General features: G+C 68.9%; 24 protein-coding genes. 20 read left to right on the top strand and 4 right to left on the bottom strand.

What is annotated here, in order from left to right; translation table 11 throughout:
* Nucleotides 1–6 precede the first annotated feature (6 nt).
* Nucleotides 7–786, top strand: a complete 780-nt coding sequence (locus MQH31_RS20080; RefSeq protein ID WP_243013533.1) for a DNA-formamidopyrimidine glycosylase family protein — start codon at nucleotides 7–9, stop codon at nucleotides 784–786.
* Between the two features lie 135 nt (nucleotides 787–921).
* On the opposite strand, the gene MQH31_RS20075 is transcribed toward MQH31_RS20080, so the two are convergent.
* Nucleotides 922–1269, bottom strand: a complete 348-nt coding sequence (locus tag MQH31_RS20075) for a DUF1844 domain-containing protein (RefSeq protein ID WP_134531717.1) — start codon at nucleotides 1267–1269, stop codon at nucleotides 922–924.
* Between the two features lie 294 nt (nucleotides 1270–1563).
* On the opposite strand from MQH31_RS20075, the gene infC reads away from it, so the two are divergent.
* From infC to rplT, 3 genes are read left to right on the top strand one after another with little or no spacing between them, the layout of a single operon-like run.
* Entirely contained in the window at nucleotides 1564–2148 is a 585-nt protein-coding gene (gene infC / locus MQH31_RS20070; RefSeq protein WP_134446986.1) for a translation initiation factor IF-3, read from the top strand.
* Nucleotides 2141–2335, top strand: a complete 195-nt coding sequence (gene rpmI, locus MQH31_RS20065; RefSeq protein WP_134531716.1) for a 50S ribosomal protein L35 — start codon at nucleotides 2141–2143, stop codon at nucleotides 2333–2335. Before infC ends, rpmI begins: the two co-directional genes overlap by 8 nt.
* Before the next feature lie 27 nt (nucleotides 2336–2362).
* Nucleotides 2363–2749, top strand: a complete 387-nt coding sequence (gene rplT / locus MQH31_RS20060; protein ID WP_134446990.1) for a 50S ribosomal protein L20 — start codon at nucleotides 2363–2365, stop codon at nucleotides 2747–2749.
* Nucleotides 2750–3022: 273 nt separating this feature from the next.
* On the opposite strand, the gene MQH31_RS20055 is transcribed toward rplT, so the two are convergent.
* Nucleotides 3023–5248, bottom strand: coding sequence for a glycosyltransferase family 39 protein (locus tag MQH31_RS20055; protein WP_243013532.1), 2226 nt, complete (start codon nucleotides 5246–5248; stop codon nucleotides 3023–3025).
* Nucleotides 5249–5383: 135 nt separating this feature from the next.
* On the opposite strand from MQH31_RS20055, the gene MQH31_RS20050 reads away from it, so the two are divergent.
* The 15 genes from MQH31_RS20050 to MQH31_RS19980 all read left to right on the top strand — a co-directional run bounded on the left by MQH31_RS20050 (nucleotide 5384) and on the right by MQH31_RS19980 (nucleotide 22581).
* Nucleotides 5384–6187, top strand: coding sequence for a TrmH family RNA methyltransferase (locus MQH31_RS20050; protein ID WP_243013531.1), 804 nt, complete (start codon nucleotides 5384–5386; stop codon nucleotides 6185–6187).
* A gap of 100 nt (nucleotides 6188–6287) precedes the next feature.
* A complete protein-coding gene (locus tag MQH31_RS20045) occupies nucleotides 6288–7076 on the top strand; it encodes an amino acid ABC transporter ATP-binding protein (protein WP_243013530.1) in 789 nt (262 codons plus the stop codon).
* 55 nt (nucleotides 7077–7131) lie between these two features.
* Complete coding sequence (locus MQH31_RS20040) at nucleotides 7132–8022, top strand: glutamate ABC transporter substrate-binding protein (RefSeq protein ID WP_243013529.1); 891 nt, start codon at nucleotides 7132–7134, stop codon at nucleotides 8020–8022.
* 105 nt (nucleotides 8023–8127) lie between these two features.
* A complete protein-coding gene (locus tag MQH31_RS20035; RefSeq protein ID WP_243013528.1) occupies nucleotides 8128–8775 on the top strand; it encodes an amino acid ABC transporter permease in 648 nt (215 codons plus the stop codon).
* Complete coding sequence (locus MQH31_RS20030; RefSeq protein ID WP_243013527.1) at nucleotides 8772–9635, top strand: amino acid ABC transporter permease; 864 nt, start codon at nucleotides 8772–8774, stop codon at nucleotides 9633–9635. Before MQH31_RS20035 ends, MQH31_RS20030 begins: the two co-directional genes overlap by 4 nt.
* Nucleotides 9636–9737: 102 nt before the next feature.
* Nucleotides 9738–10796: a phenylalanine--tRNA ligase subunit alpha gene (gene pheS, locus MQH31_RS20025; protein WP_134531710.1), complete on the top strand. Its 1059-nt coding sequence runs from the start codon at nucleotides 9738–9740 to the stop codon at nucleotides 10794–10796.
* The gene (gene pheT, locus MQH31_RS20020) at nucleotides 10796–13378 is read left to right on the top strand and encodes a phenylalanine--tRNA ligase subunit beta (RefSeq protein WP_243013526.1); all 2583 of its coding nucleotides are present in this window, start codon (nucleotides 10796–10798) and stop codon (nucleotides 13376–13378) included. The genes pheS and pheT overlap by 1 nt, the downstream gene beginning before the upstream one ends.
* Before the next feature lie 316 nt (nucleotides 13379–13694).
* Nucleotides 13695–14741, top strand: a complete 1047-nt coding sequence (argC, locus tag MQH31_RS20015; protein ID WP_243013525.1) for an N-acetyl-gamma-glutamyl-phosphate reductase — start codon at nucleotides 13695–13697, stop codon at nucleotides 14739–14741.
* Entirely contained in the window at nucleotides 14738–15910 is a 1173-nt protein-coding gene (argJ, locus tag MQH31_RS20010) for a bifunctional glutamate N-acetyltransferase/amino-acid acetyltransferase ArgJ (RefSeq protein WP_243013524.1), read from the top strand. The genes argC and argJ overlap by 4 nt, the downstream gene beginning before the upstream one ends.
* A 131-nt stretch (nucleotides 15911–16041) precedes the next feature.
* Nucleotides 16042–16947, top strand: a complete 906-nt coding sequence (gene argB / locus MQH31_RS20005) for an acetylglutamate kinase (RefSeq protein WP_243013562.1) — start codon at nucleotides 16042–16044, stop codon at nucleotides 16945–16947.
* A gap of 106 nt (nucleotides 16948–17053) precedes the next feature.
* Entirely contained in the window at nucleotides 17054–18256 is a 1203-nt protein-coding gene (locus MQH31_RS20000) for an acetylornithine transaminase (RefSeq protein ID WP_279239344.1), read from the top strand.
* A 35-nt stretch (nucleotides 18257–18291) separates the two neighbouring features.
* Entirely contained in the window at nucleotides 18292–19224 is a 933-nt protein-coding gene (argF, locus tag MQH31_RS19995) for an ornithine carbamoyltransferase (RefSeq protein ID WP_134531705.1), read from the top strand.
* A 33-nt stretch (nucleotides 19225–19257) separates the two neighbouring features.
* A complete protein-coding gene (locus MQH31_RS19990; RefSeq protein WP_134531704.1) occupies nucleotides 19258–20457 on the top strand; it encodes an argininosuccinate synthase in 1200 nt (399 codons plus the stop codon).
* A gap of 10 nt (nucleotides 20458–20467) precedes the next feature.
* Complete coding sequence (argH, locus tag MQH31_RS19985; RefSeq protein WP_243013523.1) at nucleotides 20468–21904, top strand: argininosuccinate lyase; 1437 nt, start codon at nucleotides 20468–20470, stop codon at nucleotides 21902–21904.
* Nucleotides 21905–21957: 53 nt separating this feature from the next.
* Complete coding sequence (locus MQH31_RS19980; protein WP_243013522.1) at nucleotides 21958–22581, top strand: DNA-3-methyladenine glycosylase; 624 nt, start codon at nucleotides 21958–21960, stop codon at nucleotides 22579–22581.
* Nucleotides 22582–23135: 554 nt separating this feature from the next.
* Here MQH31_RS19980 and MQH31_RS19975 read toward each other — a convergent pair.
* Together MQH31_RS19975 and MQH31_RS19970 are read right to left on the bottom strand one after the other, a co-directional pair.
* Nucleotides 23136–23732 carry a hypothetical protein gene (locus MQH31_RS19975; RefSeq protein ID WP_243013521.1) on the bottom strand — a complete coding sequence of 199 codons (597 nt, stop codon included), beginning with the start codon at nucleotides 23730–23732 and terminating at the stop codon, nucleotides 23136–23138.
* Nucleotides 23729–24454: a DNA-binding protein gene (locus MQH31_RS19970; RefSeq protein WP_243013520.1), complete on the bottom strand. Its 726-nt coding sequence runs from the start codon at nucleotides 24452–24454 to the stop codon at nucleotides 23729–23731. Before MQH31_RS19970 ends, MQH31_RS19975 begins: the two co-directional genes overlap by 4 nt.
* A 165-nt stretch (nucleotides 24455–24619) precedes the next feature.
* On the opposite strand from MQH31_RS19970, the gene tyrS reads away from it, so the two are divergent.
* Nucleotides 24620–25921: a tyrosine--tRNA ligase gene (tyrS, locus tag MQH31_RS19965; protein ID WP_243013519.1), complete on the top strand. Its 1302-nt coding sequence runs from the start codon at nucleotides 24620–24622 to the stop codon at nucleotides 25919–25921.
* Nucleotides 25922–26456: the final 535 nt, after the last annotated feature.

Raw genomic sequence — 26456 nt, 5'->3', positions numbered from 1 at the left:
GCGACCATGCCTGAGGGCGACACCGTCTGGCTGACCGCGCACAACCTCGACACGGCGCTGCGCGGCGCCGTGCTGACCGGCTGCGACATTCGTGTGCCGGCCTACGCGACCGTCGACCTCACCGGCGACACCGTGCACGAGGTCGCGAGTCGCGGCAAGCACCTGCTGATCCGGGTGGGGGAGGCGAGCATCCACTCGCACCTGAAGATGGAGGGCGCCTGGCACCTCTACCGGCACGGAACCCCTTGGAAGCGGCCGGCCTTCGAGGCGAGGGCCGTGCTCGAGACCGCCGACTGGGTGGCGGTCGGCTTCGAACTCGGGCTGCTCGAGGTGCTGCCCGCCGGGCAGGAGGCGGCGCGCCTCGACTACCTCGGCCCCGACCTGCTCGGCGCTGACTGGGACGCCCGCGAGGCGGTGCGCCGCATCGAGGCCCGGCCCGAGCGTCCGATCGCGGTCGCACTCGCCGACCAGGCCAGCCTCGCCGGCCTCGGCAACGAGTACGTGAACGAGCTGTGCTTCCTGCGGGGCGTGGTGCCGACCCGGCCGGTGGCAGCGGTGACGGATGTCGCCGGTCTCGTCGACCTGGCCCACCGGCTGATCTACGCGAACCGCGCCCGAACCGACCGGATCACCACGGGGTCCGCCCGCCGCGGCGAACAGTCCTGGGTCTACGGCCGCGCCGGCCGACCGTGCCGACGCTGCGGCACCCGGATCCGCCAGGGCACGCTCGGCCGTTCCGAACTCGAGCAGCGGGTCACCTACTGGTGCCCCCGCTGCCAGACCTGACCGGCCCCCAGCATCCGCGACCACCGGTGCCGGTGCCCGTGGCTCTGCCAACGATCGTGAGGTGTCGCATATCGCTGTTCGTGGGCCGCGGGAACGTCGATCTGCGACACCTCAGCGAGGTGTGGGGATGGCTGGCTAGTTGACCGGGCCGGTGTACTTCTCGCCGGGGCCGGCGCCGATCGGGTCGGGGATCGCCGAGGCCTCGCGGAAGGCGAGCTGCAGCGACCGCAGCCCGTCGCGCAGGCTGCGCGCGTGCATGTCGGCGATGTCAGGGGCGGCGGCCGTCACAAGCCCGGCGAGGGCGTTGATGAGCTTCCTGGCCTCATCGAGGTCGATCTGCGCGTCGGGGTCGTCGGCGAGCCCGCACTTGACGGCGGCGGCGCTCATCAGGTGCACGCACGCCGTCGTGATGATCTCGACCGCAGCCACATCGGCGATATCGCGGGTTTCCTGGCTGGCATCCTGGCTTGTGCTACTCGTCACTGAATTCCTCTGTTAGACTCGTCCGGGCTCCGAGGTATTTATCTCGGTACGAAAGTGGATAATCTCCCACCCGCGCATACCGCTTCACAAAGGTTACCGGGTTGTTTGCACTCCGCCGTCGTGGCACTGGAAACAGTGGCGCGAAGGTAGACAGGGTGCCGTACGAAGTGTTTGTTGAATTGCTGAGTTTGAGCAATTACGCTCCACCATTTCGCACGCGATTTTCCTCTCTTCGTCGCCAGGCGGCATCCGTTGCCTGGCTGTAGTCACGATGCATGAGAGAAGGAGAGACGCATCAGCGATCCCCGTACAAATGACCGTATCCGCGTCCCTGAAGTCCGTCTTGTCGGCCCCGCCGGCGAGCAGATCGGGGTCGTGGCCATTGACGTCGCACTGCGCATGGCACAGGAGGCGGATCTGGACCTCGTCGAGGTTGCCCCTACCTCCAAGCCGCCGGTCGCAAAGATCATGGACTACGGCAAGTTCAAGTACGAGGCTGCGCAGAAGGCCAAGGAGGCCCGGCGCAACCAGGCGAACACCATTCTTAAGGAAGTTCGGTTCCGCCTCAAGATCGACACGCACGACTACGAGACCAAGCGCAAACGCGCCGAAGGCTTCCTCAAGGCCGGCGACAAGGTCAAGGCCATGATTCTTTTCCGTGGCCGTGAACAGTCCCGTCCCGACCAGGGCGTACGACTGCTCCAAAGATTTGCCGAGGATGTCGCGGAATTCGGTTCTGTCGAATCGAGCCCGACCATCGACGGTCGAAACATGGTCATGGTGATTGGCCCACTGAAGAACAAATCAGAGGCCAAGGCAGAGGCCAATGCACATAGAGCTGCTGATAAGGCAGCGAAACAGGAGGAAAAAAATGCCTAAGATGAAGACCCACTCCGGGACTAAGAAGCGCTTCAAGGTAACCGGCAGCGGCAAGATCATGAAGCAGCAGGCCGGTTTGCGCCACAACCTCGAGGTCAAGAGCACTCAGCGCAAGTCCCGCCTGAACCACGACCAGGTGTTGGCCCCGGCCGACGCCAAGGTCATCAAGAAGCTTCTCGGTCGCTAGACCCCGTACCCCTAAAGGAACAAGAAAATGGCAAGAGTAAAAAGAGCGGTCAATGCTCACAAGAGCCGCCGCGTCATCCTCGAGCGCGCCAAGGGTTACCGCGGCCAGCGTTCCCGTTTGGTCACGAAGGCCAAGGAGCAGCTCACTCACTCCTTCACATACAGCTACCGTGACCGTCGTGCACGCAAGGGTGACTTCCGTCGCCTGTGGATCCAGCGGATCAACGCTGCGTCCCGCCAGAACGGCCTGACCTACAACCGCCTCATCCAGGGCCTCGCCCTGGCCGGCATCGAGGTCGACCGTCGCATCCTCGCCGACCTCGCGGTCAACGAAGCGGCCACCTTCGCCGCCATCGTCGAGAGCGCCAAGGCAGCACTGCCCGCCGACACGTCCGCACCGAAGGTCAAGGCCTAGCCTTCACGCTTCAGCGTCGTTCAGTTCGACAGCAGTTCGTTTCACCAGCACTCCGCACCACCCAAAACGGGAGCGGGCCCCAGGGCCCACTCCCGTTTTTGCGTACCCGCGCCCGGTCACACCCGCCCTGCCCTGTTCCGAATTCAGGAGTCGGGCCCGGCTGAACCGGTTCAACTGCCGGATTCAGCCCGTTTCGGGCCTCAACTCCTGAATTTGGAACGCATCCGCCGGTGCTGGGCGGATGCTGACGGGTGCTGGGCGGTGGTGGGCGAGTCAGGCGGCGGGGGTCGAGAGGTCGTAGACCGTCGAGCCGCCGACCGTCGTGGCGGTGTATGTCGCGGCCACCCAGGTCGCGATGGCCGTCGCGGTGCCGTCGCCGCTGCCCATGCCGCCGCCCTGGCTTCCGGAGATGTAGTAGTCGACGTCGCCGGCCGCGACGTAGGCCTGGAACTCGGCGAGGGTCGGGGTCGGGTCGCTGCTCCAGCCGCCGATCGCCATCACCGCGACGCCGGTCGACAGTTCGAGGGTGGCCGCGGACTGCGATCCGTCGACCGCCGCGGCCCAGCGTGCTGTCGAGGTCGTGAGGAGCGCGGACAGCTCGGAGGAGGTCGCGGAATCCGAACCTGAGCCGGTGGGAGCGGAGCCGGAGTCCCCGGCGTTGGCCGCGGTATCCGTGCCCGCGTCGCTCGTTCCGGTGCCGGTCGCGCCCGTCGTACCGGTATCGGTGCCGGTCATGCCGGTCGTACCCGAGGCGTCCGGGCCTCCGGTGCCTCCCGTCGGGGGAGTGCCGCCGGCGCCTTCCGGCGGGGTGCCGCCGTCTGGCCGCGTTCCGCCGCCGTCACCCGTGGGGGCGCCGCCGGTGCCGCCGCCCATCCCGCCGCCCATGCCGCTCGAGGACGAGACCGAACCGACAGCGGGAATCGAACCGCTGTGCGCGACGGATGCCGTCGCGATCGCATATGCCGCGCTCCCGCCGAGGCCGCCGAGCATGCCGACGAGCACGGCGACGGTCGTGAGGCGGCGCCAGCTCCGTGCCGCACCGACGACGAAGCCGGCCGCGCCGAGCAGGGTCACCGTCAGCAGCATCCAGCGCAGCCACGGCAGCCAGTCCGCGTTCTCGGACAGGAGCACGAAGCCCCAGGCGCCGGCGGCCGTGATCATCGCGGCGAGCCCGAGCCGGCCGAACCACTGCGAACGGCCGTGCCAGAGCACGACGCCGCCGGTTCCGACGAGGCCCGCGATCGCCGGGGCGAGGGCGACGGTGTAGTACGGGTGGATGGTACCGCTCATGTAGCTGAAGACGAGTCCCGTCACGAGCAGCCAGCCGCCCCAGATCACGAGAGCAGCGCGAGCCCCATCGGTGCGGTGCCGCTTCCGCGTCGCCCAGAGACCGAGGACCAGGGCGAGCAGCGCCGTCGGCAGCAGCCAGGAGATCTCGAGGCCCATCTCGCTGCTGAACAGGCGTTCAAGCCCGGTCGCACCGCCGAAGCTCGACCCGGCAGCCGCGGTCGTGCCGCCGCCCGCATTCCCGCCGCCGCCGGCGGTCGCCCCGAAGATCCGGCCGAGGCCGTTGTAGCCGAAGACGAGGTCGAGCACGGTGTTGTCCGTCGAGCCGCCGATGTACGGGCGGGCGGATGCCGGCCACAGCGCGACCGCGAGCACCCACCACCCCGCCGACACGACGAGGGCGCCCGCCGCGACACCGAGGTGGGCGAGGCGGCGCCAGACGGTCGTGTTCGCGAGTAATAGGTAGGCGAGGCCGAAGGCCGGCAGCACAAGGAGGCCCTGGAGCATCTTGGTCAGGAACGCGAAGCCGAGGGCGACGCCGGCGAGGGCGAGCCACCGCCAGCTCGCGGAGGGAAGTGCGCGGATCACGCAGTACGCCGCCGCGGTCATCAGCACCGTCAGGAGCGCATCCGGGTTGTCGAAGCGGAACATCAGCGCGGCGGCGGGCGTGAACGCGAGCACCGCGCCGGCCACGAGACCGCCGACGGCGCCCAGGCGCGGGCCGAAGGCCACGAGGCTGCGCCGCACGGTCGCGAAGGCGAGGGCGACGGCCGCGACGCCCATCAGCGCCTGGGGCAGGAGCACGCTCCAGCTCGAGAACCCGAAGATGCGCGCCGAGAGGCCCATCACCCAGAGCGAGGCCGGCGGCTTGTCGACCGTGATGAAGTTCGAGGAGTCGAGTGAGCCGAAGAACAGCGCGGTCCAGCTCTTGGACCCGGCCTGCACCGCGGCGGCATAGAAACTGTTCGCCCAGCCGCTCTCGCTCAGGTTCCAGAGGTAGAGCAGGCCGGTCACGATGAGGAGCGCCCAGAACGACGGCCGGATCCAGGCTGCGTCCGTGCGTTCGCCGAGAATGGTCCGGGCGAACAGTCCGCGACGCACTGTCGACGGCGCGGCGGCGCTGGACGCGCGGGGGTCTGTGGTCGCACCGGATGTGCGCGGCACGGACAGGGGTGGGCGGGTCACGTGACCCGGAACGAGTTGGCCGGTCATGGCTCCTCCAAAGGTTGATCCTTTGAGCTTGCCGAGCGCGACCATGGGCCGGCTATGCCGCCGCTATGAGACGGCTATGTGCGGCCGTCAGCGCGGCAACCGCGCCGCCCCAGCCCCGGCAAGTAGGCTGGGAGCATGTTAGATAATCCCCGTTCTCCGCGCGTGCGGGCCGTTGCGAAGCTGTCGAACCGGGCCGCGCGCTCCGAGACCGGGCTGTTCCTCCTCGAGGGCCCGCAGGCCGTCGCCGAGGCTCTGAACTTCCGCCCCGAACTCGTCGTCGAGCTGTACGCAACCCCGACGGCCCTCGAGCGCCACCCCGAGATCGCCGAAACCGCCGTCGACGCGGGCGTCGACGTCGAATTCGTCACCGAGCAGGTCCTCGAGACCATGGCGGACACCGTCACCCCGCAGGGCTTCGTCGCGGTCTGCCACCAGTTCCCGACCTCGGTCAAGGAGATCTTCGCCAAGGAACCGAAGCTCATCGCCATCCTCGAAGAGGTGCGCGACCCGGGCAACGCCGGCACGATCATCCGGGCAGCGGATGCCGCCGGTGCCGACGCCGTGATCTTCACCGGTCGCAGCGTCGACCTCTACAACCCCAAGGTCGTGCGCTCGTCCACAGGATCGATCTTCCACCTGCCCGTCGCCGTCGGCGTCACCCTCGACGACGTCCGCGAACGCGCCCGCTTCGCCGGCCTCCAGATCTTCGCCGCCGACATCAAGGGCACCGACCTGCTCGCCGCCCGCAACGAGGGACTCCTCCTCGCCCCGACGGCCTGGCTGTTCGGCAACGAGGCCCGCGGGCTGACCGACGAGGACCTGGCCCTCGTCGACCGGTCGATCACCGTGCCGATCTACGGCCACGCCGAGTCGATGAATCTCGCGACCGCGGCATCCGTTTGCCTGTACGAAAGTGCCTTCGCCCAGCGCAGCATTTAGGTCAAGCGAAGGCCGGTTGGGCGAGCAAAATGTGAGTTGCGTTCGTGCCCAACTGATCAGAATGGCGAGAATATCGCATTTTGTGACCTAAGTTGGGGTGATGGAGCCAACAGATCCCACGCCGGCTACGTCGAACATCACGGTGCGTCGGGGTGAGCCACTCGTCGTCGTGACCGATGTCAACAAGCACTTCGGCGAGCTGCACGTCCTCAAGAACATCAACGCCGTCGTCACCCGCGGCGAGGTCGTCGTCGTCATCGGCCCGAGCGGGTCGGGCAAGTCCACGCTCTGCCGGGCGATCAACCGCCTCGAGACGATCGACTCCGGCGTGATCACGATCGACGGGCAGGCGCTTCCCGAAGAGGGCAAGGCCCTGGCCAGGTTGCGCGCCGACGTCGGCATGGTCTTCCAGTCGTTCAACCTGTTCGCCCACATGACCGTGTTGCAGAACGTCACCCTCGGGCCGATCAAGGTGCGCGGGCGTTCCAAGGCCGACGCCGAGACCCGGGCGATGGCCCTCCTCGAACGGGTCGGCGTCGCTGACCAGGCTCACAAAATGCCCGCCCAGCTGTCCGGCGGCCAGCAGCAGCGCGTCGCGATCGCCCGGGCCCTCGCCATGGAGCCCAAGGTGATCCTCCTCGACGAGCCGACGAGCGCGCTCGACCCGGAGATGATCAACGAGGTTCTCGAGGTCATGATCGACCTGGCCAATGACGGAATGACCATGATCGTCGTCACCCACGAGATGGGCTTCGCCCGCAAGGCCGCCAACCGGGTGATCTTCATGGCCGACGGCGAAATCCTCGAAGAGACCACCCCGGAGCGCTTCTTCACCGACCCCCAGACCGATCGGGCGAAGGACTTCCTGTCCAAACTCATCACGCATTGACCTGAACGACAACTTCTGCGGCGCTGAAACGCCCCGCACCACGAAAGGAACTCACATGCGTAAGAGAATGACTCTCCTCGCCGTGATCGCAGCATCCGCCCTCGCGCTCACCGGCTGTTCCGGGCCCAACCCGGCAGGCGACGGCGCCTCCGATTCCGCAGGCACGTCCCCGTTCACGGTGGCGACCGACGTGGCCCTCACCGGCAGCCCCACCTTCGACGCCATGACGAAGCGCGGCACGGTGAAGGTTGGCGTGAAGGAGGACCAGCCCGGCCTCGGCTATCTGGACGCCGCCACCGGCGAACGCAGCGGTTTCGACATCGAAATCGCGACGTGGATCGCCGCGTCCCTCGGATTCTCCGAGGACAAGATCACGTTCGAAGCAATCCCGAGCGCCAACCGCGAGTCCGCGATCGTCAACGGCGACATCGACTTCTACGTGGGAACCTACTCGATCAACGACAAGCGAAAGGCTCAGGTCGACTTCGCCGGCCCGTACTTCGTCACCGGGCAGGGCCTCCTGGTCGCCGCTGACAACACGACGATCACGAGCGAGAAGGACCTCGCGGGAACGCGGGTATGTTCGGCGACCGGCTCAACGCCGATCCAGAACATCAAGGCGAACTACCCCGACACGAAGACCACCGAATTCGACACCTACTCGCAGTGTGTCGAAGCACTCAAGGACGGTTCGGTCGACGCCGTCACGACGGATGCCGCGATCCTGATCGGCTACGCCGCGCAGGATCCCGAGAGCCTCAAGGTCGTGGGCGAGCCCTTCACGGTCGAGAAGTACGGCGTGGGCATGCCGAAGGGCGACGCCGCGCTGCGGGCGTTCACCAACGACATGTTCACCACGGGTGGAGACACCTGGACCGCGATCTACGACGACACGCTCGGCAAGTCGGGCACCAAGGTCGAGCAGCCCACGGTCGAAGCCTACTAACCACCGGCTCGCCGGCTCCGCCCGGTCCGGGCGGCGCCGGCAGGCTGCCCGGGGTCGCCCCGGGCGACCACCACTCGTAATCGCAGGAGAAGGGAAGACCAGATCATGGACACTCTGTTCAACAATCTCGACCTCTTCGCGCTCGGATTCCAGAACACCCTCCTCCTGTTCGCGGTCTCGGCGGTGTTCGCCCTCGGCATCGGCATCGTCGTCGGCGCCATGCGGGTGTCGCCGGTGCCGGTCATGCGGGCGTTCGGAACGCTGTACGTCAACCTCGTCCGCAACACGCCGCTGACTCTGCTGATGTTCTTCTTCGCGTTCGGCTACCCGAAGCTTCACCTCGTCCAGCTGCCGTACACAACTCTCGCCATCATCGCATTGAGCATTTACAGCGCTACGTACGTTGCCGAGGTGCTTCGCTCCGGGTTCAACACGGTGCCGACCGGCCAGGCCGAGGCGGCGCGGGCGATCGGCCTACCGTTCTCCCAGACGATGACCCTCGTGATCATGCCGCAGGCCTTCCGGGCCGTGATCCCGCCGATGATGAGCGTCTTCATCGCCCTGCTGAAGAACACCACCGTCGCCGCCGGGTTCTCCGTCGCGGAAGCCGGCGCAATCCGGGCCAATCTCTCCGAACGGGGCGAACCCGCCATCGTCGTACTCCTCTGGGTGGCACTCTTCTTCGTGATCCTGGTGGGGGTCCTCTCCGCGCTGCAGCGATACCTCGAGCGCCGATGGAAGGTCCTCCGATGACGAATGTGCTCTACGACGTCCCAGGCCCCCGCGCGATCCTCCGCAACCGCATCCTCGGCGCGATCACGATCGCCGTGGTCGCGGCCGGGATCACCTTTGTCGTCTACCGGCTGGCCGACACCGGGCAGTTCTCGGCCGAGAAATGGAGGGTCTTCACCTTCCCGCTCGTGCAGCAGAACATCGGCCTGGCGATTCTTGCCACCCTGAGCGCATTCGCGGTGGCCGCGGTGGCCAGCCTCGCGCTGGGGCTGGTGCTCTCGATCGGCCGGCTTTCGGACCACGCGTGGGTGCGCGTGCCGTGTACGGGCTTCATCGAACTGTTCCGCGCGGTGCCCGTGCTCATTTTGATGATGATCATGTACTACGGCCTGCCGCCGCTCGGAGTGACTTTCGTCACCCCGTTCGTGGCGGTCGTGACCGGACTGACCCTCTACAACGGGTCCGTTCTCGCTGAGGTGTTCCGGGCGGGAATCGAATCCCTGCCGACCGGCCAGAAAGAGGCCGCGTACGCGATCGGGCTGCGCAAGAGCGCGGTCATGTCGTTGATCCTCTTTCCTCAGGCGATCCGGGCAATGATGCCGGTGATCATCTCCCAGCTGGTTGTCGTGCTCAAAGACACCGCGCTGGGCTTCATCGTCACGTACCACGAACTGTTGTACCTGGCGAAGTTCTATGGGGCGCAGTTCACCTACGGGTCGCCGATCATTCCCGCCACCATAGTGTTCGGCACCATTTACGTGCTGCTCTGCCTCGCCCTCTCGGGCGTCGCGAAGTGGGTCGAGATTCGCAGTCGTCGCAGTCGCAGTGGGGCGCGGCCGATGAGTGCGGCACAGTCCGAGCTGTCGGCGAGCGAGAACTGACCGAAGGCTGTCCGACCGAGCGACCGAGCGGGCGATGCCTGATGCCGCTGAGCGGTGCCGGACGCCGGGAACGCCGGAGCCCACGCACTAAACTTGGGACCTGTGTCTGAATCCACCGAAAACCCCGCACCGGCCGAGATCACCGAAGCGGCCGTGACCGCGGCGGTCACCGCCGCCCTCGCCGCCATTTCCACCGCCGCCGACTCGGCCGCCCTCAAGGCGGCGAGTCGTGAGCACGCCGGTGAGGCGTCCCCGCTCTCCCGCCTGAACGCCCTGATGCGTTCGGTGTCGAAGGAGCAGAAGGCCGCGGCCGGCAAGCTCGTCGGCCAGGCCAGGGGCCGGGTCACCCAGGCCCTCGCCGCCCGCGAGGCCGAGATCGGCGCGGCAGAGGCCGCCGCGAAGCTCGCCGCCGAAACCGTGGACGTCACCGCCGCGGCGTCGACCTGGCACGCCGGGGCGCGGCATCCGCTGGCCCTGCTGCAGGAACGCGTCGCCGACGTCTTCGTCGCGATGGGCTGGGAAGTCGCGGAAGGCCCCGAGCTCGAAAGCGAGTGGTTCAACTTCGACGCGCTCAACTTCGACGAGGACCACCCGGCGCGCGCGATGCAGGACACCTTCTTCATCGACCCGCCCGAGGCGCACCTCGTGCTGCGCACCCACACCTCGCCCGTGCAGATGCGCGCCCTGCTCTCCCGCGAACTACCGGTCTATGTTGTCGCGCCCGGCCGGGTGTACCGCACCGACGAACTCGACGCCACCCACACGCCCGTATTCCACCAGATCGAGGGCATCGCCGTCGACAAGGGCCTCACGATGGCGCACCTCCGCGGCACCCTCGACCACTTCGTCCAGGCCCTCTTCGGCCCGGAGGCGAAGGTGCGGCTGCGGCCGAACTACTTCCCGTTCACCGAGCCGAGCGCCGAGCTCGACGTCTGGCACCCGACCTTCAAGGGCGGCGCGCGCTGGATCGAGTGGGGCGGCTGCGGCATGGTCAACGCCAACGTGCTCCGCTCGGCGGGGATCGACCCCGAGGTCTACTCGGGCTTCGCGTTCGGCGTCGGCGTCGAACGAGCACTGATGTTCCGCAATGATGTGAAGGATATGCACGACATGGTCGAAGGCGATGCACGGTTCAGCCAGCAGTACGGGATGACCGTCTGATGCGCGTTCCCCTGAGCTGGCTCGGCGAATTCGTCGACCTCGAACCCGGCACGACCCCCGAAGCCGTGCACGCCGCCCTCGTGAGCGTCGGCCTCGAAGAAGAAGAGATCCACCGCTTCGAGCTGACCGGCCCGATCGTGGTTGGCGAGGTGCTCGAGTTCGTCGGCGAACCGCAGACCAACGGCAAGATCATCAACTGGTGCCAGGTGCGCGTCGCCCCCGGCGACGAGACCGCGGCGGACGGCGGCCCCGCCGTGCACGGCATCGTCTGCGGCGCCCACAACTTCGTCGTCGGCGACAAGGTCGTCGTGACCCTGCCCGGCGCGGTGCTCCCCGGCCCGTTCCCGATCGCGCCGCGGAAGACCTACGGCCATGTCTCCGACGGCATGATCGCCTCCGCCCGTGAGCTCGGCCTCGGCGACGAGCACGACGGCATCCTGCTGCTGAAGAACCTCGGCCTCGACGACGCCCCGGTCGGCACGGACGCGATCGCCCTGCTCGGCCTCGACGACACCGCCGTCGAGGTCAACGTGACCCCCGACCGCGGCTACGCGTTCTCGATCCGCGGCATCGCCCGCGAATACTCGCACGCGACCGGCGCGGTCTTCCGCGACCCGGCCCTCGCGACCGTGCTCGCCGCCTCGACGGTCGAGTTCCCCGTCACGCTCGCCGACGCGGCGCCCATCCGCGGACGCGTGGGCGCGAGCGTCTTCGTGACCCGGGCCGTGCGCGGCGTCGACCCCTCACGCCCCACCCCGGCCTGGATGATCACCCGGCTCGCCCTCGCCGGCATGCGGTCCATCTCCCTCATCGTCGACGTGACCAACTACGTCATGCTCGAACTCGGCCAGCCGCTGCACGGCTACGACCTCGACACGCTGACCGGCGGCATCCTGGTGCGCCGGGCGGAACCGGGGGAGAAGCTCACGACCCTCGACGGCGTCGTGCGCGCCCTCAGCCCGGAAGACCTCCTGATCACCGACGAGTCCGGTGCCATAGGCCTCGCCGGGGTCATGGGCGGCCGCAGCACCGAGATCGGCGCCACCACCACGAACGTGCTCATCGAGGCCGCGAACTTCGACCCGGTGTCGATCGCCCGCAGCGCCCGCCGCCACAAGCTCCCGAGCGAGGCCTCGCGTCGCTTCGAACGCGGGGTGGACCCGCAGGTCGCCGCGATCGCGGCAGCCCGCGTCGTGCAGTTGCTGGTCGACCTCGCCGGCGGGACCGCCGACTCCCTCGGCTCCGCGATCGACTCCTCGGTGCCGCCCGTCGCGATCGAGCTCCCGCGTGACTTCATCTCCGGGCTCATCGGACGCACCTACTCCGTCGAGGAGGAGCGCTCCGCCCTCGCCGAGATCGGCGGAGAGCTCGTCGAGACCCCGACCGGGCTCTCGGTCACCCCGCCGACCTGGCGCCCCGACCTCACCGACAAGTGGACCCTCGCCGAGGAGGTCGCCCGGATCGTCGGCTACGACAGCATCCCCTCCGTGCTCCCGGTCGCCCCGCCCGGCCGCGGCCTGACTCTCGTGCAGCGCCTGCGCCGCACGGTCGCGCAGACCCTCGCCGCCACCGGCCACACCGAGGTGCTCGCCTACCCGTTCGTCTCCGAGGCCGACAACCGCCTGTTCGCGCCGACCGCTGCCGTGTCGGCGGATGCCGCCGGTGCCGCCGCCGGCGTCCCCGCCGTCGCCGAGGTGCCCCAGATCCGCGTCGCCAACCCGCTCGACGGCGAGGCGCCGTTCCTGCGCACCTCGATCATCCCGGGACTGCTGCGGATCGCGCACCGCAACCGTTCTCGCGGGATCACCGACCTCGCCGTCTTCGAACAGGGACTCGTCTTCCGACCGGTGGCGGGCATCCGCTACGGCAGCCTCGTCGTGCCGGCCGGGGCCGTGCGCCCGAGCACAGCCCTCGAGGCCGAGCTCAACGCGGGCATCCCGCCGCAGCCGTTCTCGGTCGCGGTCGTGCTGACCGGGAACACCGTGCGGCACCAGCCGGGCCGGGCGCCCGTCGCCGCCGGCTGGCAGGACGCCCTGACCGCCGTGCAGCAGGTCGCGCTCGCGACCGGCGTGCCGATCGTCGTGCGCCAGGGCGCGCACCCGGCGATGCACCCCGGCCGCACCGCCGAACTGTTCGTCGCCACCCCCGCCGGGGACCTGAGTGTCGGCTTCGCGGGCGAACTGCTGCCCGCCGTCGCCGCGGAGTTCGACCTGCCCGCCGTGGTCGGAGTCGCCGAGATCACCCTCTCCGACGTCTTCGCCCAGGCCGGCGCCGACCTGCACGCCGCGCCGATCAAGACGATGCCCGCCGCGACGCAGGACCTGTCGCTCGTCGTCTCCGCGGCGGTGCCCGCCGCCGAGGTGCTCGCCGCCGTGTCCGAAGGCGCCGGTGCGCTGCTCGACCACATCGAACTCGTCGACGACTACCGCGGCACCGGCATCGAGCCCGGCCTCAAGTCGCTGACGTTCGCGCTGCGATTCCGGGCCGCCGACCGCACCCTGACCGCTGCGGAGGCGAGCGACGCGAAGCTCGCCGGCGTCGCCGTCGCAGCCGCGCGCTTCGACGCGACCCTCCGCGAGTAGCCCGACCCACCCCCGCCCCAATCCCGCTCGACCCTCCGCGACCCTCCGATCCCAGCGCGCGCCACGTGCGCCGTTTCGCGCCAAGCATGCCTGGCGCGAAACGGCGAAACTGGCGCGCGATTGGGGAGAGGTGGCGCGTAACGGCGAAACTGGCGCGCGATCGGGCGGAGGTGGCGCGAAGCGGCAGAGGTGCCGCGCAACTTTCTTGCGTGCGCGGCTGGCGCGCGTCTCGGTGCCCGGGGGCGGATGCCGGCGGGAACCGGCCCGATTCTGCCCGGATTCCCGGGGGCGCGGGGTGGCGCGATAGGTTTGTCACATGGCTTTTTCGGTAGCAATTGCAGGCGCGAGCGGCTACGCGGGCGGAGAATTGCTGCGAATGCTCGCCGGACACCCCGAATTCGAGGTGCGCACGGTGACCGCGCACAGCAATGCGGGCCAGCGACTGATCGACGTGCAACCGCACCTCCGCAGCCTCGCGCACCTCACTCTCGTGGACACGAGTGCCGCGAACCTCGCCGGGCACGACGTCGTCTTCCTCGCCCTGCCGCACGGCGCATCCGGTGCCCTGAGCGCTGAGCTGTCGCCCGACACGCTCGTGATCGACTGCGGCGCGGACCACCGGCTCGAAGACGCCGGCGACTGGGCCGCGTTCTACGGCGGCGACTACTTCGGCTCCTGGGCCTACGGCGTTCCCGAACTGCCGATCCCCGGCGGCGGCAAGCAGCGCTCCCGCCTGATCGGCGCCCGCCGGATCGCCGCGCCCGGCTGCAACGCCAGCACGGTCGCCCTGGCCCTCGCGCCCGGTATCCACGCCGGCGTGATCGAGGCCGCCGACCTCGTCGCCGTACTCGCCGTCGGACCCTCGGGTGCGGGCAAGAGCCTCAAGGTCCCGAACCTCGCCGCGGAGGTGCTCGGCTCCGCCAACCCGTACGCGGTCGGCGGCACCCACCGGCACATCCCCGAAATCCAGCAGAGCCTGCGCTGGGCGGGGGCCGTGAACCCGACCATCTCCTTCACACCCGTGATCGTGCCGATGTCCCGCGGCATCCTCGCGACGGCGACGGCGCGCCTCGTGCCCGGCACCTCCGCGGCCGCCGTGCGCGCGGCCTGGGAGAGCGCATACACCGACGAACCGTTCGTGCACCTGCTCCCGGCCGGGCACTTCCCCCGCACGAGCGACGTGCTCGGCGCCAACACGGCACTCATCGGCCTCGCCGTCGACGAGGCCGCCGGCCGCGTCGTCACGGTGACCGCCGTCGACAACCTCGCCAAGGGCACCGCCGGTGCCGCGATCCAATCCGCAAACCTGGCCCTCGGGCTGCCCGAGACCCTGGGCCTCAGCATGAATGGAGTCGCGCCGTGAGCGTCACAACCCCCGCCGGATTCTCGGCAGCCGGCGTCACCGCCGGCCTCAAGCACTCCGGCGGACTCGACCTCGCCGTGGTGCAGAACCTCGGCCCGCTCTCGAGCGCCGCAACGGTGTTCACGAGCAATCGCTGCAAGGCGAACCCGGTGATCTGGAGCCAGCAGGTCATGCGCGGCGGCAGTGTCCGCGCGATCGTGCTCAACTCCGGAGGCGCGAACTGCTACACCGGCAGCATCGGCTTCCAGACCACCCACGCGACCGCGGAGGCCGTCGGTGACCGCCTCGGCGTCTCGGCCGGCGAGGTCATCGTCTGCTCCACCGGCCTGATCGGCGAACAGCTCGACCTGGACAAGATCACCGCCGGCATCTGGGACGCCACCCTCGCCCTGCAGAAGGACGATTCCACCTCCGCAGAGGCCGGCCTCTCCGCGGCCCGGGCCATCATGACGACCGACACCACCCCGAAGCAGTCCGCCGTGACCGCGCCGGCCGGCTGGTCGATCGGCGGCATGGCCAAGGGCGCCGGCATGCTCGCACCGGGACTTGCGACGATGCTGGTCGTGATCACGACCGATGCCGTCCTCGACTCCGCGCAGCTCGACACCGCACTCCGGACGGCCACCCGGATCACCTTCGACCGCCTCGACTCCGACGGCTGTATGTCGACCAACGACACGGTCAGCCTGCTCGGCTCCGGCGCGAGCGGCATCGCACCGGACGAAGCCGAATTCGCCGCGGCACTCACCGCGATCTGCCAGGACCTCACCCTGCAGCTCCAGGCCGACGCCGAGGGCAGCGCCCACGACGTCGCCATCACGGTGCGCGCTGCCGAGACCGAGGCCGACGCCGTCACCGTCGCGCGCGCGGTGTCCCGCAGCAACCTGTTCAAAACCGCCATCTTCGGCAACGACCCGAACTGGGGCCGCGTGCTCGCCGCCGTCGGCACGACGGATGCCGCCTTCGACCCGTACAACATCGACGTCACGATCAACGGGGTTCAGGTGTGCACGGCGGGGGAGCCGGACCAGCCCCGCGAACTCGTCGACCTCACCCCCCGGTCCGTCACGGTGCTGATCACCCTGCACGCGGGGGACGCGGAAGCGACGATCTGGACCAACGACCTCACGCACGCCTACGTCGAAGAGAACAGCGCGTACTCGAGTTGACCCGGCACACGCACGGCAAGGGCTCGCATCGGCATCCGCTCGCGGACACCGGTTCGGGAACGCACGCGGGCGCAGGCACGCATGCGGACACCGACCCGGCGGACCCGTCCACCGACGACCGCAACCCGGTCGTGACCGAGAACGAGACGAACACCCGGGCCGAGGCCGCGGTCAAGGCCGAGACCCTGATCGAGTCGCTGCCCTGGCTCAAGCATTTCCACGACAAGATCATCGTCGTCAAGTTCGGCGGCAACGCCATGGTCAGCGAGGCCTTGCAGCGCAGCTTCGCCGAGGACATGGTCTACCTCCGCTACGCCGGCCTCCGCCCCGTCGTCGTTCACGGCGGCGGCCCGCAGATCTCGGCCATGCTCGAACGCCTCGGCATCCAGAGCGAGTTCCGCGGCGGCTACCGCGTGACGACCCCCGAGGCCATGGACGTCGTGCGGATGGTGCTCACCGGCCAGATCAACCGCGAACTCGTCAGCCACATCAACGAGCACGGCCCGCTCGCGGCCGGCCTGTCCGGCGAGGACGCCGGCCTCTTCCAGGGCCGCCGCCGCGGCACCGTGATCGACGGCGTCGAGGTCGACCTCGGCCTCGTCGGCGACGTGATCGGCGTCGACCCCGAGGCCGTGCACGCGCAGCTCGACGCCGGCCGCATCCCGGTGATCTCCTCGATCGCCCCCGACACGGATGTCCCGGGCCAGTCCCTGAACATCAACGCCGACGCCGCCGCCGCGGCACTGGCCATCGCGCTCGGGGCCGAGAAGCTCGTGATCCTCACCGATGTCGCCGGGCTCTACAGCGACTGGCCGAACCGGGACTCCCTCGTCTCGATCATCGAGGTTCCGGAACTCCGCGCCCTGCTGCCAGACCTCGAATCCGGGATGATCCCCAAGATGACCGCCTGCCTCGACGCCGTCGACGGCGGCGTCGCCAAGGCGGCCATCATCGACGGACGCGTGCCGCACTCGATCCTGCTCGAGGTCTTCACCGGAAGCGGCATCGGCACCGAAGTCGTACCCCGGGCCAAGTAAAGCCCGCACCACACCGCACCACAACATCGACACAACGGATTTGAGAATGACAGGCGAAACGATCACCGACTCACCGGCAACCTACGCGGGCACGACCGACGCGGCCATGCTCGCGGCACGCAGCGCGGGCTGGCGGGACCGATACACCGCGGCGATGATGCTCACCTTCGCGCCGCCGCGCGCGATGCTCGTCCGCGGCGCCGGCTGCTACGTCTGGGACGAGAACGGCACCGAATACCTCGACTTCCTCGCGGGCATCGCCGTCAACTCCCTCGGGCACGCCCACCCCGAGATGGTCGCCGCCGTCTCCGCCCAGGTCGGTACCCTCGCGCACATCTCCAACTACTTCGCGTCCCCGTCCCAGATCGAACTCGCCGAACGGCTCAAGCGCATCACCGGCGCCGGGCCGGCCGGCCGGGTATACTTCTGCAACTCGGGCGCCGAGGCCAACGAGGCCGCGTTCAAACTCGCCCGCCTCAACATCGGGAGCGATCCCGCCCGGCCGCGCACCCGCATCCTCTCGTTGCACGAGTCCTTCCACGGCCGCACCATGGGCGCGCTCGCCCTGTCCGGCAAGCCCGCGATGCGGGCCCCGTTCCTGCCGGTTCCCGGCGGCGTCGAGCACATCCACGCGACCTTCGAGGCCCTCGAGACCGCGATCGACGACACCGTCGCCGCCCTCTTCCTCGAGCCCGTGCAGGGGGAGGCCGGTGTCATCGACCTGCCGGACGGTTTCCTGCGACGTGCCCGCGAGCTCTGCACCCGGCACGGGGTGCTGCTCATCCTCGACGAGGTCCAGACCGGTGCCGGACGCACCGGAGACTGGTTCGCGTACCAGCACGACGGCATCCTGCCCGATGCGATCTCGATCGCGAAGGGCATCGGCGGCGGCGTGCCGATCGGCGCCCTCGTCACCTTCGGTGCGGCCTCCGAGCTCTTCCAGCGCGGCCAGCACGGCTCGACCTTCGGCGGAAACCCGCTCGCGACCACGACCGCGAACACCGTGCTCGGCATCATCGAGCGGGACGGCCTCGTCGCCAACGCCGCCCGGCGCGGCGAGCAGCTTCGCGAGCTGATCCTCGGATTCGACTCCCCGCACATCCTCGAGGTCCGCGGCCGCGGCCTGCTCCTCGGCATCGGCCTGGCCGAGCCCGTCGCCCTGAAGCTCGCCGACGCGGCCCTCGACGCCGGCCTCATCGTCAACGCCGCCAACGAGTCCACCCTCCGGCTCGCGCCGCCGCTCATCGTCGGCGACACCGAACTGGCCGAATTCGGGCGCCGATTCGGGCTCGCCCTGGCCAGCCTCTAGGCTGAAGAATCCCCCATTCCAGCGAAAGTGACCCCGTGACCCGCCATTTCCTGCGCGACGACGACATCTCCCCGGCCGAACAAGCCGAGATCCTCGACCTGGCCCTGGTGCTCAAGCGCGACAGGTTCCAGGCGAAGCCCCTCGCCGGCCCCCAGACCGTCGCCGTGATCTTCGACAAGTCATCCACCCGCACCCGGGTGTCCTTCGCCGTCGGCATCGCCGACCTGGGAGGCAGCCCGCTGATCATCAGCACTGCCAACAGCCAGCTCGGCGGCAAGGAGACGGCCGCCGACACCGCCCGCGTGCTCGAACGCCAGGTCGCCGCGATCGTCTGGCGCACCTACGGCCAGGCCGGCCTCGAGGAGATGTCCCTCGGCACCACCGTGCCCGTCGTCAACGCGCTCTCCGACGACTTCCACCCGTGCCAGCTCCTCGCCGACCTGCTCACCATCCGCGAACACCGCGGCGAGCTCGCCGGCCTCACTCTCACCTTCCTCGGCGACGGCGCCTGCAACATGGCGCACTCGTACCTCCTCGCCGGCGCGACGGCGGGCATGCACATCCGCATCGCCTCCCCGGCCGGCTACACGCCGCAGCCGCAGGTGCTGGCGGATGCCGAGGCGATCGCCGCGACGACCGGCGGTTCGATCGCGCTCTACACCGACCCCGCGGAAGCGGTCACCGGTGTCGACGTCGTCGTCACGGACACCTGGGTGTCGATGGGTTTCGAGGAGGAGAAGGCCGCACGCGTCGCCTCGCTCGGCTCATACCGCGTCGACAGCGCGCTGCTCGCTCGCGCCAAGCCCGATGCGCTGTTCATGCACTGCCTCCCCGCCGACCGCGGCTACGAGGTCACCGCGGATGTCATCGACGGCCCGCAGAGCATCATCTGGGATGAGGCCGAGAACCGCCTGCACGCGCAGAAGGCGCTGCTGGTCTGGCTGCTCGGCCACAACACCAACCCGTAAACTGAGACTTAGTAGATATTTAGAGGGAGAACCATGGCTGAACGTGTTGTGCTCGCATATTCCGGTGGACTGGATACCTCGGTCGGCATTGGCTGGCTGAAGGATGCGACCGGCAAGGAGGTCGTAGCCCTCGCCATCGACGTCGGACAGGACGGCGAAGACATGGAAGCCATCCGCCAGCGTGCGCTCGACTGCGGCGCGGTCGAGGCCATCGTCGTCGACGCGAAGGACGAATTCGCCAACGACTACATCGTCCCGGCTCTCAAGGCCAACGCGCTGTACCAGAAGCGCTACCCGCTCGTCTCCGCGCTCAGCCGCCCGCTGATCGCCAAGTACCTCGCCTCGACCGCGAAGGCGCTCGGCGCCGACAGCGTCGCCCACGGCTGCACCGGCAAGGGCAATGACCAGGTCCGGTTCGAGGCCGCCGTCGCCGCGCTCGCTCCCGACCTGATCTCCCTCGCCCCGGTCCGTGACTTCGCGCTGACCCGCGACAAGGCCATCATCTACGCCGCCGAGCACAACCTGCCGATCAAGCAGTCCGCGAAGAGCCCGTACTCGATCGACCAGAACGTCTACGGCCGCGCGGTCGAGACCGGCTTCCTCGAAGACCCGTGGAACGCCCCGATCGAAGACCTCTACACGTACACCCAGGACCCGACGGTCACGCGCGACGCGACCGAGGTCGTCATCCGCTTCGACCAGGGCGTGCCCGTGGCGATCGACGGCAAGCCGGTCACCCCGCTGCAGGCCATCGAGATCATGAACAAGCTCGCCGGAGACCAGGGCGTCGGCCGGATCGACATGGTCGAGGACCGTCTCGTCGGCATCAAGAGCCGCGAGGTCTACGAGGCCCCCGCCGGCATCGCCCTCATCGCCGCGCACGAAGAGCTCGAGAACATGACGATCGAGCGCGACCTCGCCCGCTACAAGCGCGGCGTCGAAGCCAAGTGGGCCGAACTCGTCTACGACGGGCTCTGGTTCTCCGGCCTCAAGCGTGCCCTCGACGTGTTCATCGACGAGACGCAGAAGTACGTGACCGGCGACATCCGCTTGAAGCTGCACGCCGGCAGCGCGGTCGTCACCGGCCGCACGAGCCCGCAGAGCCTCTACGACTTCAACCTCGCCACCTACGACACCGGCGACACCTTCGACCAGTCCATGGCCAAGGGCTTCATCGAGTTGTGGTCGCTGCCGAGCAAGATCTCCGCACGCCGCGACCTGGCCGGCAAGTAGGGTCCGGAGCATGACAGGCGATTCTCCGGTCAACCGCGCCGGTGAAGCGGGCGCCCTCTGGGGTGGTCGCTTCGCTGGGGGACCGAGCCCCGAGCTCGCCCGGTTGAGCAAGTCGACCCAGTTCGACTGGCCGCTCGCGCCCTACGACATCCGGGGTTCCCGGGCTCACGCCCGCGCCCTGGCCGCCGCGGGCTACCTGAGCGCCGAAGAACTCGCCGCCATGATCGCCGGGCTCGACACGCTCGACGCTGCCATCACCGACGGGAGCTTCCAGCCTGCCGAGAGCGACGAGGACGTGCACTCCGCCCTCGAACGCGGCCTGATCGACATCGTCGGTGCCCCGCTCGGCGGCAAGCTCCGCGCCGGGCGCAGCCGGAACGACCAGGTCGCGACCCTGATCCGGATGCTGCTCCGCGACAAGGCAGCGAGCATCTCCGCGCACCTGATCACGGTGATCGACGCCCTCGCCGCCCAGGCGGAGGCCAACGAGACCGCGATCATGCCCGGGCGCACCCACCTGCAGCATGCCCAGCCGGTCCTACTGGCGCACCACCTCTTCGCGCACTGCTGGCCGCTCGTGCGCGACCTCGAACGCTTCACCGACTGGGGCAAGCGCGCCGACTACTCGCCGTACGGTTCCGGCGCCCTCGCCGGGAACACCCTCGGCCTCGACGCCCGGCTCGTCGCGACCGACCTCGGCTTCGGCCACGTGGTCGAGAACTCGATCGACGGCACCGCGAGCCGCGACCTCGTCGCCGAGTTCGCGTACATCACCGCGCAGATCGGCATCGACATTTCCCGCCTCGCCGAGGAGATCATCCTCTGGAACACCCGCGAGTTCGGTTTCGTCACCCTCGACGACTCGTACTCCACCGGGTCCTCGATCATGCCGCAGAAGAAGAACCCCGACATCGCCGAACTCGCCCGGGGCAAGTCCGGTCGCATGATCGGCAACCTCACCGGCCTGCTCACGACCCTCAAGGGCCTTCCGCTCGCGTACAACCGCGACCTGCAGGAGGACAAGGAACCCGTCTTCGACTCGATCGACACCCTCGAGGTGCTCCTGCCCGCCTTCGCCGGCATGATCGCGACCCTGACCTTCCACACCGAGCGGATGGCGGAACTCGCCCCCGCCGGTTACTCCCTGGCCACGGATGTCGCCGAATGGCTTGTCAAGCAGCGGGTGTCGTTCCGCGACGCGCACGAGATCACCGGGTTGCTCGTCAAGTACGCCGAGCAGAACGAACTCGAACTGCACGAGGTGGAGGATTCCGCGCTTCTTGCGATCTCGCCGCATCTCACCCCGGAGGTGCGCAGCGTGCTGAGCATCCACGGGTCGGTCGAGGGTCGCGACGGCCAGGGCGGCACCGCCCCGGTTCGCGTCGCCGAGCAGCGGGCCGTGCTCGTCGCCCGGGTCCGCGTGCTCGCGTCGGCACTCAAGCTCTAGCGGGCAATCCCCGTGGGCGTCGACCGGGACCCGCATCGTGATGGGCGCCGCCGGTGACCCTCGACCGGGACCTGCTCGCGCGGCCGTCGGTCGAACTCGCGCCGCTGCTCCTCGGTGCTGTGCTCCGCCACGGCGGGGTCGCGCTGCGGATCACCGAGGTCGAGGCGTACCTCGGCGACGGAGCAGACCCGGGCTCGCACGCCTTCCGCGGTCGCACCCGGCGTAACGCGACCATGTACGGCCCGCCCGGGCACCTCTACGCGTATTTCAGCTATGGAATGCACGTCTGCGCCAACATCGTCTGTTCCCCGGAGGGCTCCGCGTCAGCGCTCCTGCTCCGCGGCGGCGAAATCGTCGACGGACTGGCCGAAGCCCGGTCGCGCCGCACGACCTCGAAGACCGACACCGACCTGGCGCGGGGACCGGCTCGACTCACGATCGCCCTCGGGATCGGGCTCGACGACGACGGTGCCGATCTCGCCGTCCCGCCGTTCGACCTGACCCTGCCCGCCGTTCCGGTGCCGGCAGTACATACCGGGCCGCGCACCGGTGTCAGCGGTCCCGGCGGGGGAGCGGAATTCCCCTGGCGATTCTGGATCCCGGGCGACCCGACCGTCTCGCCCTACCGGCGGCATCCGCACCTCGCGCCGCCCGGCCCCGGCCCGGTCCGACTCTGACTCGCCCGCCCCGCGGCGGTCACGCGCCCCGAGGGGGCTAACTCAGGAAATCTTCCCACCGGGCGGTCGTCGGCCCGCGAACCAGTGCGGCCGGTGCTCGCGAGCCCGAAGATTCTCCTGAGTTAGCCACGCCCTGGGCGGTCATGCCGGCTCGCGGGGGCTGGCTCAGGAATTCTGCCTGCGCCAACGGCGGTCACGCGCGCCCCCGGGGGGTAACTCAGGAAATCTAGCCGCCGGGCGGTCGTCGGCCCGCGGACGAGTGCGGCCGGTGCTCGCGAGCCCGAAGATTCTCCTGAGTTAGCCACGCCCTGGGCGGTCATGCCGGCTCGCGGGGACTGGCTCAGGAATTCTGCCTGCACACACGGCCGGTCGCGCGTTCTCCCGGTGTCGAATTCAGGAGATCAGCCCACCGGGCAGTCGCCCGCCCGCGGACGAGTGCGGCTGATTTTCGCGAGCCGGACGATTCTCCTGAGTTAGCCACGGATGCCCGGGCCGACCCCGACATCTGCAGGGCGTGCCGGTGCGGGTGAGGCGCGAGCGACGGGAGCGGGGGCCTAGCTGGTCGCGATCTTGACGAGGGCGGCGCACGCGCACGCCCAGATCAGGCTCGCGAAGGTGCCGATGATGAAACGCTCACGGGTTTCGGCCTCGGTGAGTTCGGTGAACCGGCCGACGCCCTTGATGGCGACGACGACCGCGATCGCCTCGGGGAACCCGGCGAGGATCGCGCCTGCGACCGCAAGGCGTTCGAGGATGCCGATCATCAGGCCGCCGCGGAGCACCTCGTGCACGGCGCCGGTCACGCCGGGGGCTACCGGAGTCGTGCCGTCGTCGACGAGGATTCCGCCGTGCTGGCCGGGCCGCGCGGAATCATGGGTGGCGAAGTCGAGCGCGAGCAGGGCCATCGGACCGCCGCCGACGACGGCGAGGGCGAGGGCGATCAGGCCGAGCATGACGCCGAAGGTGTCGCTGCCACCGGGCGCGGGGGCCGCCGCGATCAGGAGGGCCGCGGCGAGGGCGCCCGCCGAGATGATCGCGAAGCTCTGTTTCCGCCACCGGAATGCAATCACGGCGCAGACAAGCGAGCCGATGGTCACGAGCAACAGCAACAGCCAGTACAGCGTGGCGAGGATCTGGAAGGACTGGATCATGATCCGGCGGTGTCCGTTTCTGTCGAAGTCTGCTCGAGGTCTTCCATGAGCCTAACCAGTGCGGGGTGCGCGGCCTCTTCGACCCTCCAGAGCGAGGACTTGATCCGCTGGCTCACCGCCGCGGGCGTGATCCCGAGCCGGCCGGCGATCTCGACCTGGCTCAGGCCGTCGCGCAGCAGGTCGACCGCCGCCCAGCCCTCCGGCGACCGGCGCTGGCGGAGCAGGAGCACGGTCGCGATGAGGGCCTCGACCTCGGCGCCAGCGAGAATCGGCTCGCCCGCGGACGAACCGGGTGCCGGTACTTCGGGTGCGGAGTCCGCAGGTGCCCCTGGGTTCGACCGGCCGGCGGATGCCCCGGCTACCGTGGTCCCGGAGCCGTCCGCGTCGAGGGCGAAGCGGGCATCCGCTTTCTTGGCCCGGGTCACGGCGGCCCGCGCGGCGATGAATGCCGCGCCGGAGGCCTGCCGAGTGGCGTGGGGGAGCGGCTCCCGGACCGGGCCGATGCCCAGGCCGATGCTCCAGTGCCCGGACCGGTGCAGGGCGAACACGACGTCGAGCGCGGCCGCCGCGTCGGTGAGCAGCACCTGGATCTCGTCTCCGGAGGTCTGGTCGGGGGGCAGCACGAAGGCGGGGCCGAAGTCGGCGGCGAGGCGGGCGATCATCTCGCCGGCCCGGTCCCGGTCGTGGCGGCTGTCGATCTGGTCTGCGGTGATCACGAACATGAGCGTGCCTCCCGGCCGGTTGCGGTGCAGCGTGCGGAGTCGCGCGCATAAAGTAAGCCTACACACTAAATAGGTTCCTATTCATGGTACAGACTTAATTCTTTACGATGAAGGTTCAGGCCTGTCCTCCCGGCCCGGCACTGCCGCGCTGGTAATCTGGGCTGCGTGTCAGATCCAGCGATCCTCAAGCAGCAGTCCAACGACGTCACCTTCGAGAATGTCTGGGAGGAGATCTCCTGGCGTGGCCTTGTGCAGGTGTCGACCGACGAGACCGAGTTGCGCACACTGCTCGCGGGGGAGCCGATCACCTTCTATTGCGGATTCGACCCGACCGCGCCGAGCCTGCATCTCGGCAACCTCGTCCAGCTCCTGCTGATGCGCCGCCTGCAGCTCGCCGGCCACCGGCCGCTCGGCCTCGTCGGCGGGTCCACCGGCCTGATCGGCGACCCACGGCCCACCGCGGAACGAGTGCTGAACACCAAGGACACCGTGAGCACCTGGGTCGGTTACCTGCAGGCGCAGGTTTCGCGCTTCCTGAGCGCAGAGGGCGACAACCCCGTCACCCTCGTGAACAACCTCGACTGGACCGGTCCGCTCAGCGCGATCGACTTCCTGCGCGACATCGGCAAATACTTCCGGGTCGGCACGATGCTCAAGAAGGATGCCGTGAGCGCCCGGCTCAACTCCGACGCCGGCATCAGCTACACCGAGTTCAGCTACCAGGTGCTCCAGGGCCTCGACTTCCTCGAACTCTTCCGCGCGCACGGCTGCGTGCTGCAGACCGGGGGCAGTGACCAGTGGGGCAACCTCACGAGCGGCACAGACCTGATCCGTAAGGCGGAGGGCGCGAGTGTGCACGCGATCGGCACCCCGCTGATCACGAACAGCGACGGCACCAAGTTCGGTAAGAGCGAGGGCAACGCCGTCTGGCTCGACCCCACCCTGACGAGCCCTTACGCCTTCTACCAGTTCTGGCTCAACACCGACGATGCCGATGTGATCCTGCGCCTCAAGATCTTCACGTTCCTGACGCGCGCCGAGATCGAAGGGCTCGAGGAATCGGTCGCGACCGAACCGTTCAAGCGGCTCGCCCAGCGCACCCTCGCCGTCTCGGTGACGAGCCTCGTGCACGGGCGGGCGGCGACGGATGCTGCCATCCACGCCGCGCAGGCCCTCTTCGGCCAGGGTGACCTCGCCGACCTCGACGAGGCGACCCTCGAGGCCGCCCTGCGTGAACTCCCCAACACGACGACCGCCCCGCGCGCGCCGGTGATGCAGTTGCTCGTGGACACCGGACTCACGACGAGCCTGAGCGAGGCCCGCCGCGCGATCAACCAGGGCGGGGTGTACCTGAACAACGTCAAGGTCCTCAGTGAGGACCAGACTATCGAGGGAGCCGTGCTCCCCGGTGGTGTCGCCGTGCTCCGCCGCGGCAAGAAGACCCTCGCCGGCATCTTCGTCCAGTAGCCCCGCCCGCCCGTCCCCGCCCCGTGGGTCCCGACCCGCGGTGTACTGTTCCGCGAGAGCGGACTTTTGGCCCTTAAGACTCCGTTTTAGGGGCCAAAAGTGTACTCTCGCGGGGTGTGGGCGGGGTGTTGGTGGGGGTGGGCGGATGCTGGGCGCGGGCGTTGTGGGGGTGGTGACACGCCCGGGGGTGCATGGGTTTTGACGGGGTGGGCGGGGGCACGTAATGTCTTCACGTACCCCAAAGGTGCGGAAAAGCCGCAGTGCTTTCCGGCCTCACGTGGGACCGAAGTTTTACGCTTTTATACACTCTGAATCATTGATTCAGATGCAACAGGCGTAGGCTTGAAAGTCTTCCTTCCGCATGTTTCATCGGGTTGGTAAGAATCCTATTTCGGACGCGTTTTTCGTGTCTGAGACCGGGTTCCGGCCGATTTGACAGGGACCGCGGGGGAGGTTAGGTTAGACAAGTTGCCTCGGAGCGACAGCCACTAAGCCGGTTACGGTGTGGCCTGAAGCCGGGTGCGTCCGATCCTTG

Source organism: Cryobacterium zhongshanensis, assembly GCF_022760445.1.
Classification (GTDB): Bacteria; Actinomycetota; Actinomycetes; order Actinomycetales; family Microbacteriaceae; genus Cryobacterium; species Cryobacterium algoricola.
Note: the sequence above shows the minus strand (reverse complement) of the source record. Positions and strands in the feature narration are given on the sequence as shown.

What these genes read in the sequence shown, in the direction of transcription:
- MQH31_RS20080 (WP_243013533.1), top strand. Translation starts at nt 7, where the DNA reads ATGCCTGAGGGCGACACCGTCTGGCTGACCGCGCACAACCTCGACACG.
- rpmI (WP_134531716.1), top strand. Translation starts at nt 2,141, where the DNA reads ATGCCTAAGATGAAGACCCACTCCGGGACTAAGAAGCGCTTCAAGGTA.
- rplT (WP_134446990.1), top strand. Translation starts at nt 2,363, where the DNA reads ATGGCAAGAGTAAAAAGAGCGGTCAATGCTCACAAGAGCCGCCGCGTC.
- MQH31_RS20055 (WP_243013532.1), bottom strand. Translation starts at nt 5,248, where the DNA reads ATGACCGGCCAACTCGTTCCGGGTCACGTGACCCGCCCACCCCTGTCC.
- MQH31_RS20050 (WP_243013531.1), top strand. Translation starts at nt 5,384, where the DNA reads ATGTTAGATAATCCCCGTTCTCCGCGCGTGCGGGCCGTTGCGAAGCTG.
- MQH31_RS20045 (WP_243013530.1), top strand. Translation starts at nt 6,288, where the DNA reads ATGGAGCCAACAGATCCCACGCCGGCTACGTCGAACATCACGGTGCGT.
- MQH31_RS20040 (WP_243013529.1), top strand. Translation starts at nt 7,132, where the DNA reads ATGCGTAAGAGAATGACTCTCCTCGCCGTGATCGCAGCATCCGCCCTC.
- MQH31_RS20035 (WP_243013528.1), top strand. Translation starts at nt 8,128, where the DNA reads ATGGACACTCTGTTCAACAATCTCGACCTCTTCGCGCTCGGATTCCAG.
- MQH31_RS20030 (WP_243013527.1), top strand. Translation starts at nt 8,772, where the DNA reads ATGACGAATGTGCTCTACGACGTCCCAGGCCCCCGCGCGATCCTCCGC.
- pheT (WP_243013526.1), top strand. Translation starts at nt 10,796, where the DNA reads ATGCGCGTTCCCCTGAGCTGGCTCGGCGAATTCGTCGACCTCGAACCC.
- argC (WP_243013525.1), top strand. Translation starts at nt 13,695, where the DNA reads ATGGCTTTTTCGGTAGCAATTGCAGGCGCGAGCGGCTACGCGGGCGGA.
- MQH31_RS20000 (WP_279239344.1), top strand. Translation starts at nt 17,054, where the DNA reads ATGCTCGCGGCACGCAGCGCGGGCTGGCGGGACCGATACACCGCGGCG.
- MQH31_RS19990 (WP_134531704.1), top strand. Translation starts at nt 19,258, where the DNA reads ATGGCTGAACGTGTTGTGCTCGCATATTCCGGTGGACTGGATACCTCG.
- argH (WP_243013523.1), top strand. Translation starts at nt 20,468, where the DNA reads ATGACAGGCGATTCTCCGGTCAACCGCGCCGGTGAAGCGGGCGCCCTC.
- MQH31_RS19975 (WP_243013521.1), bottom strand. Translation starts at nt 23,732, where the DNA reads ATGATCCAGTCCTTCCAGATCCTCGCCACGCTGTACTGGCTGTTGCTG.
- MQH31_RS19970 (WP_243013520.1), bottom strand. Translation starts at nt 24,454, where the DNA reads ATGTTCGTGATCACCGCAGACCAGATCGACAGCCGCCACGACCGGGAC.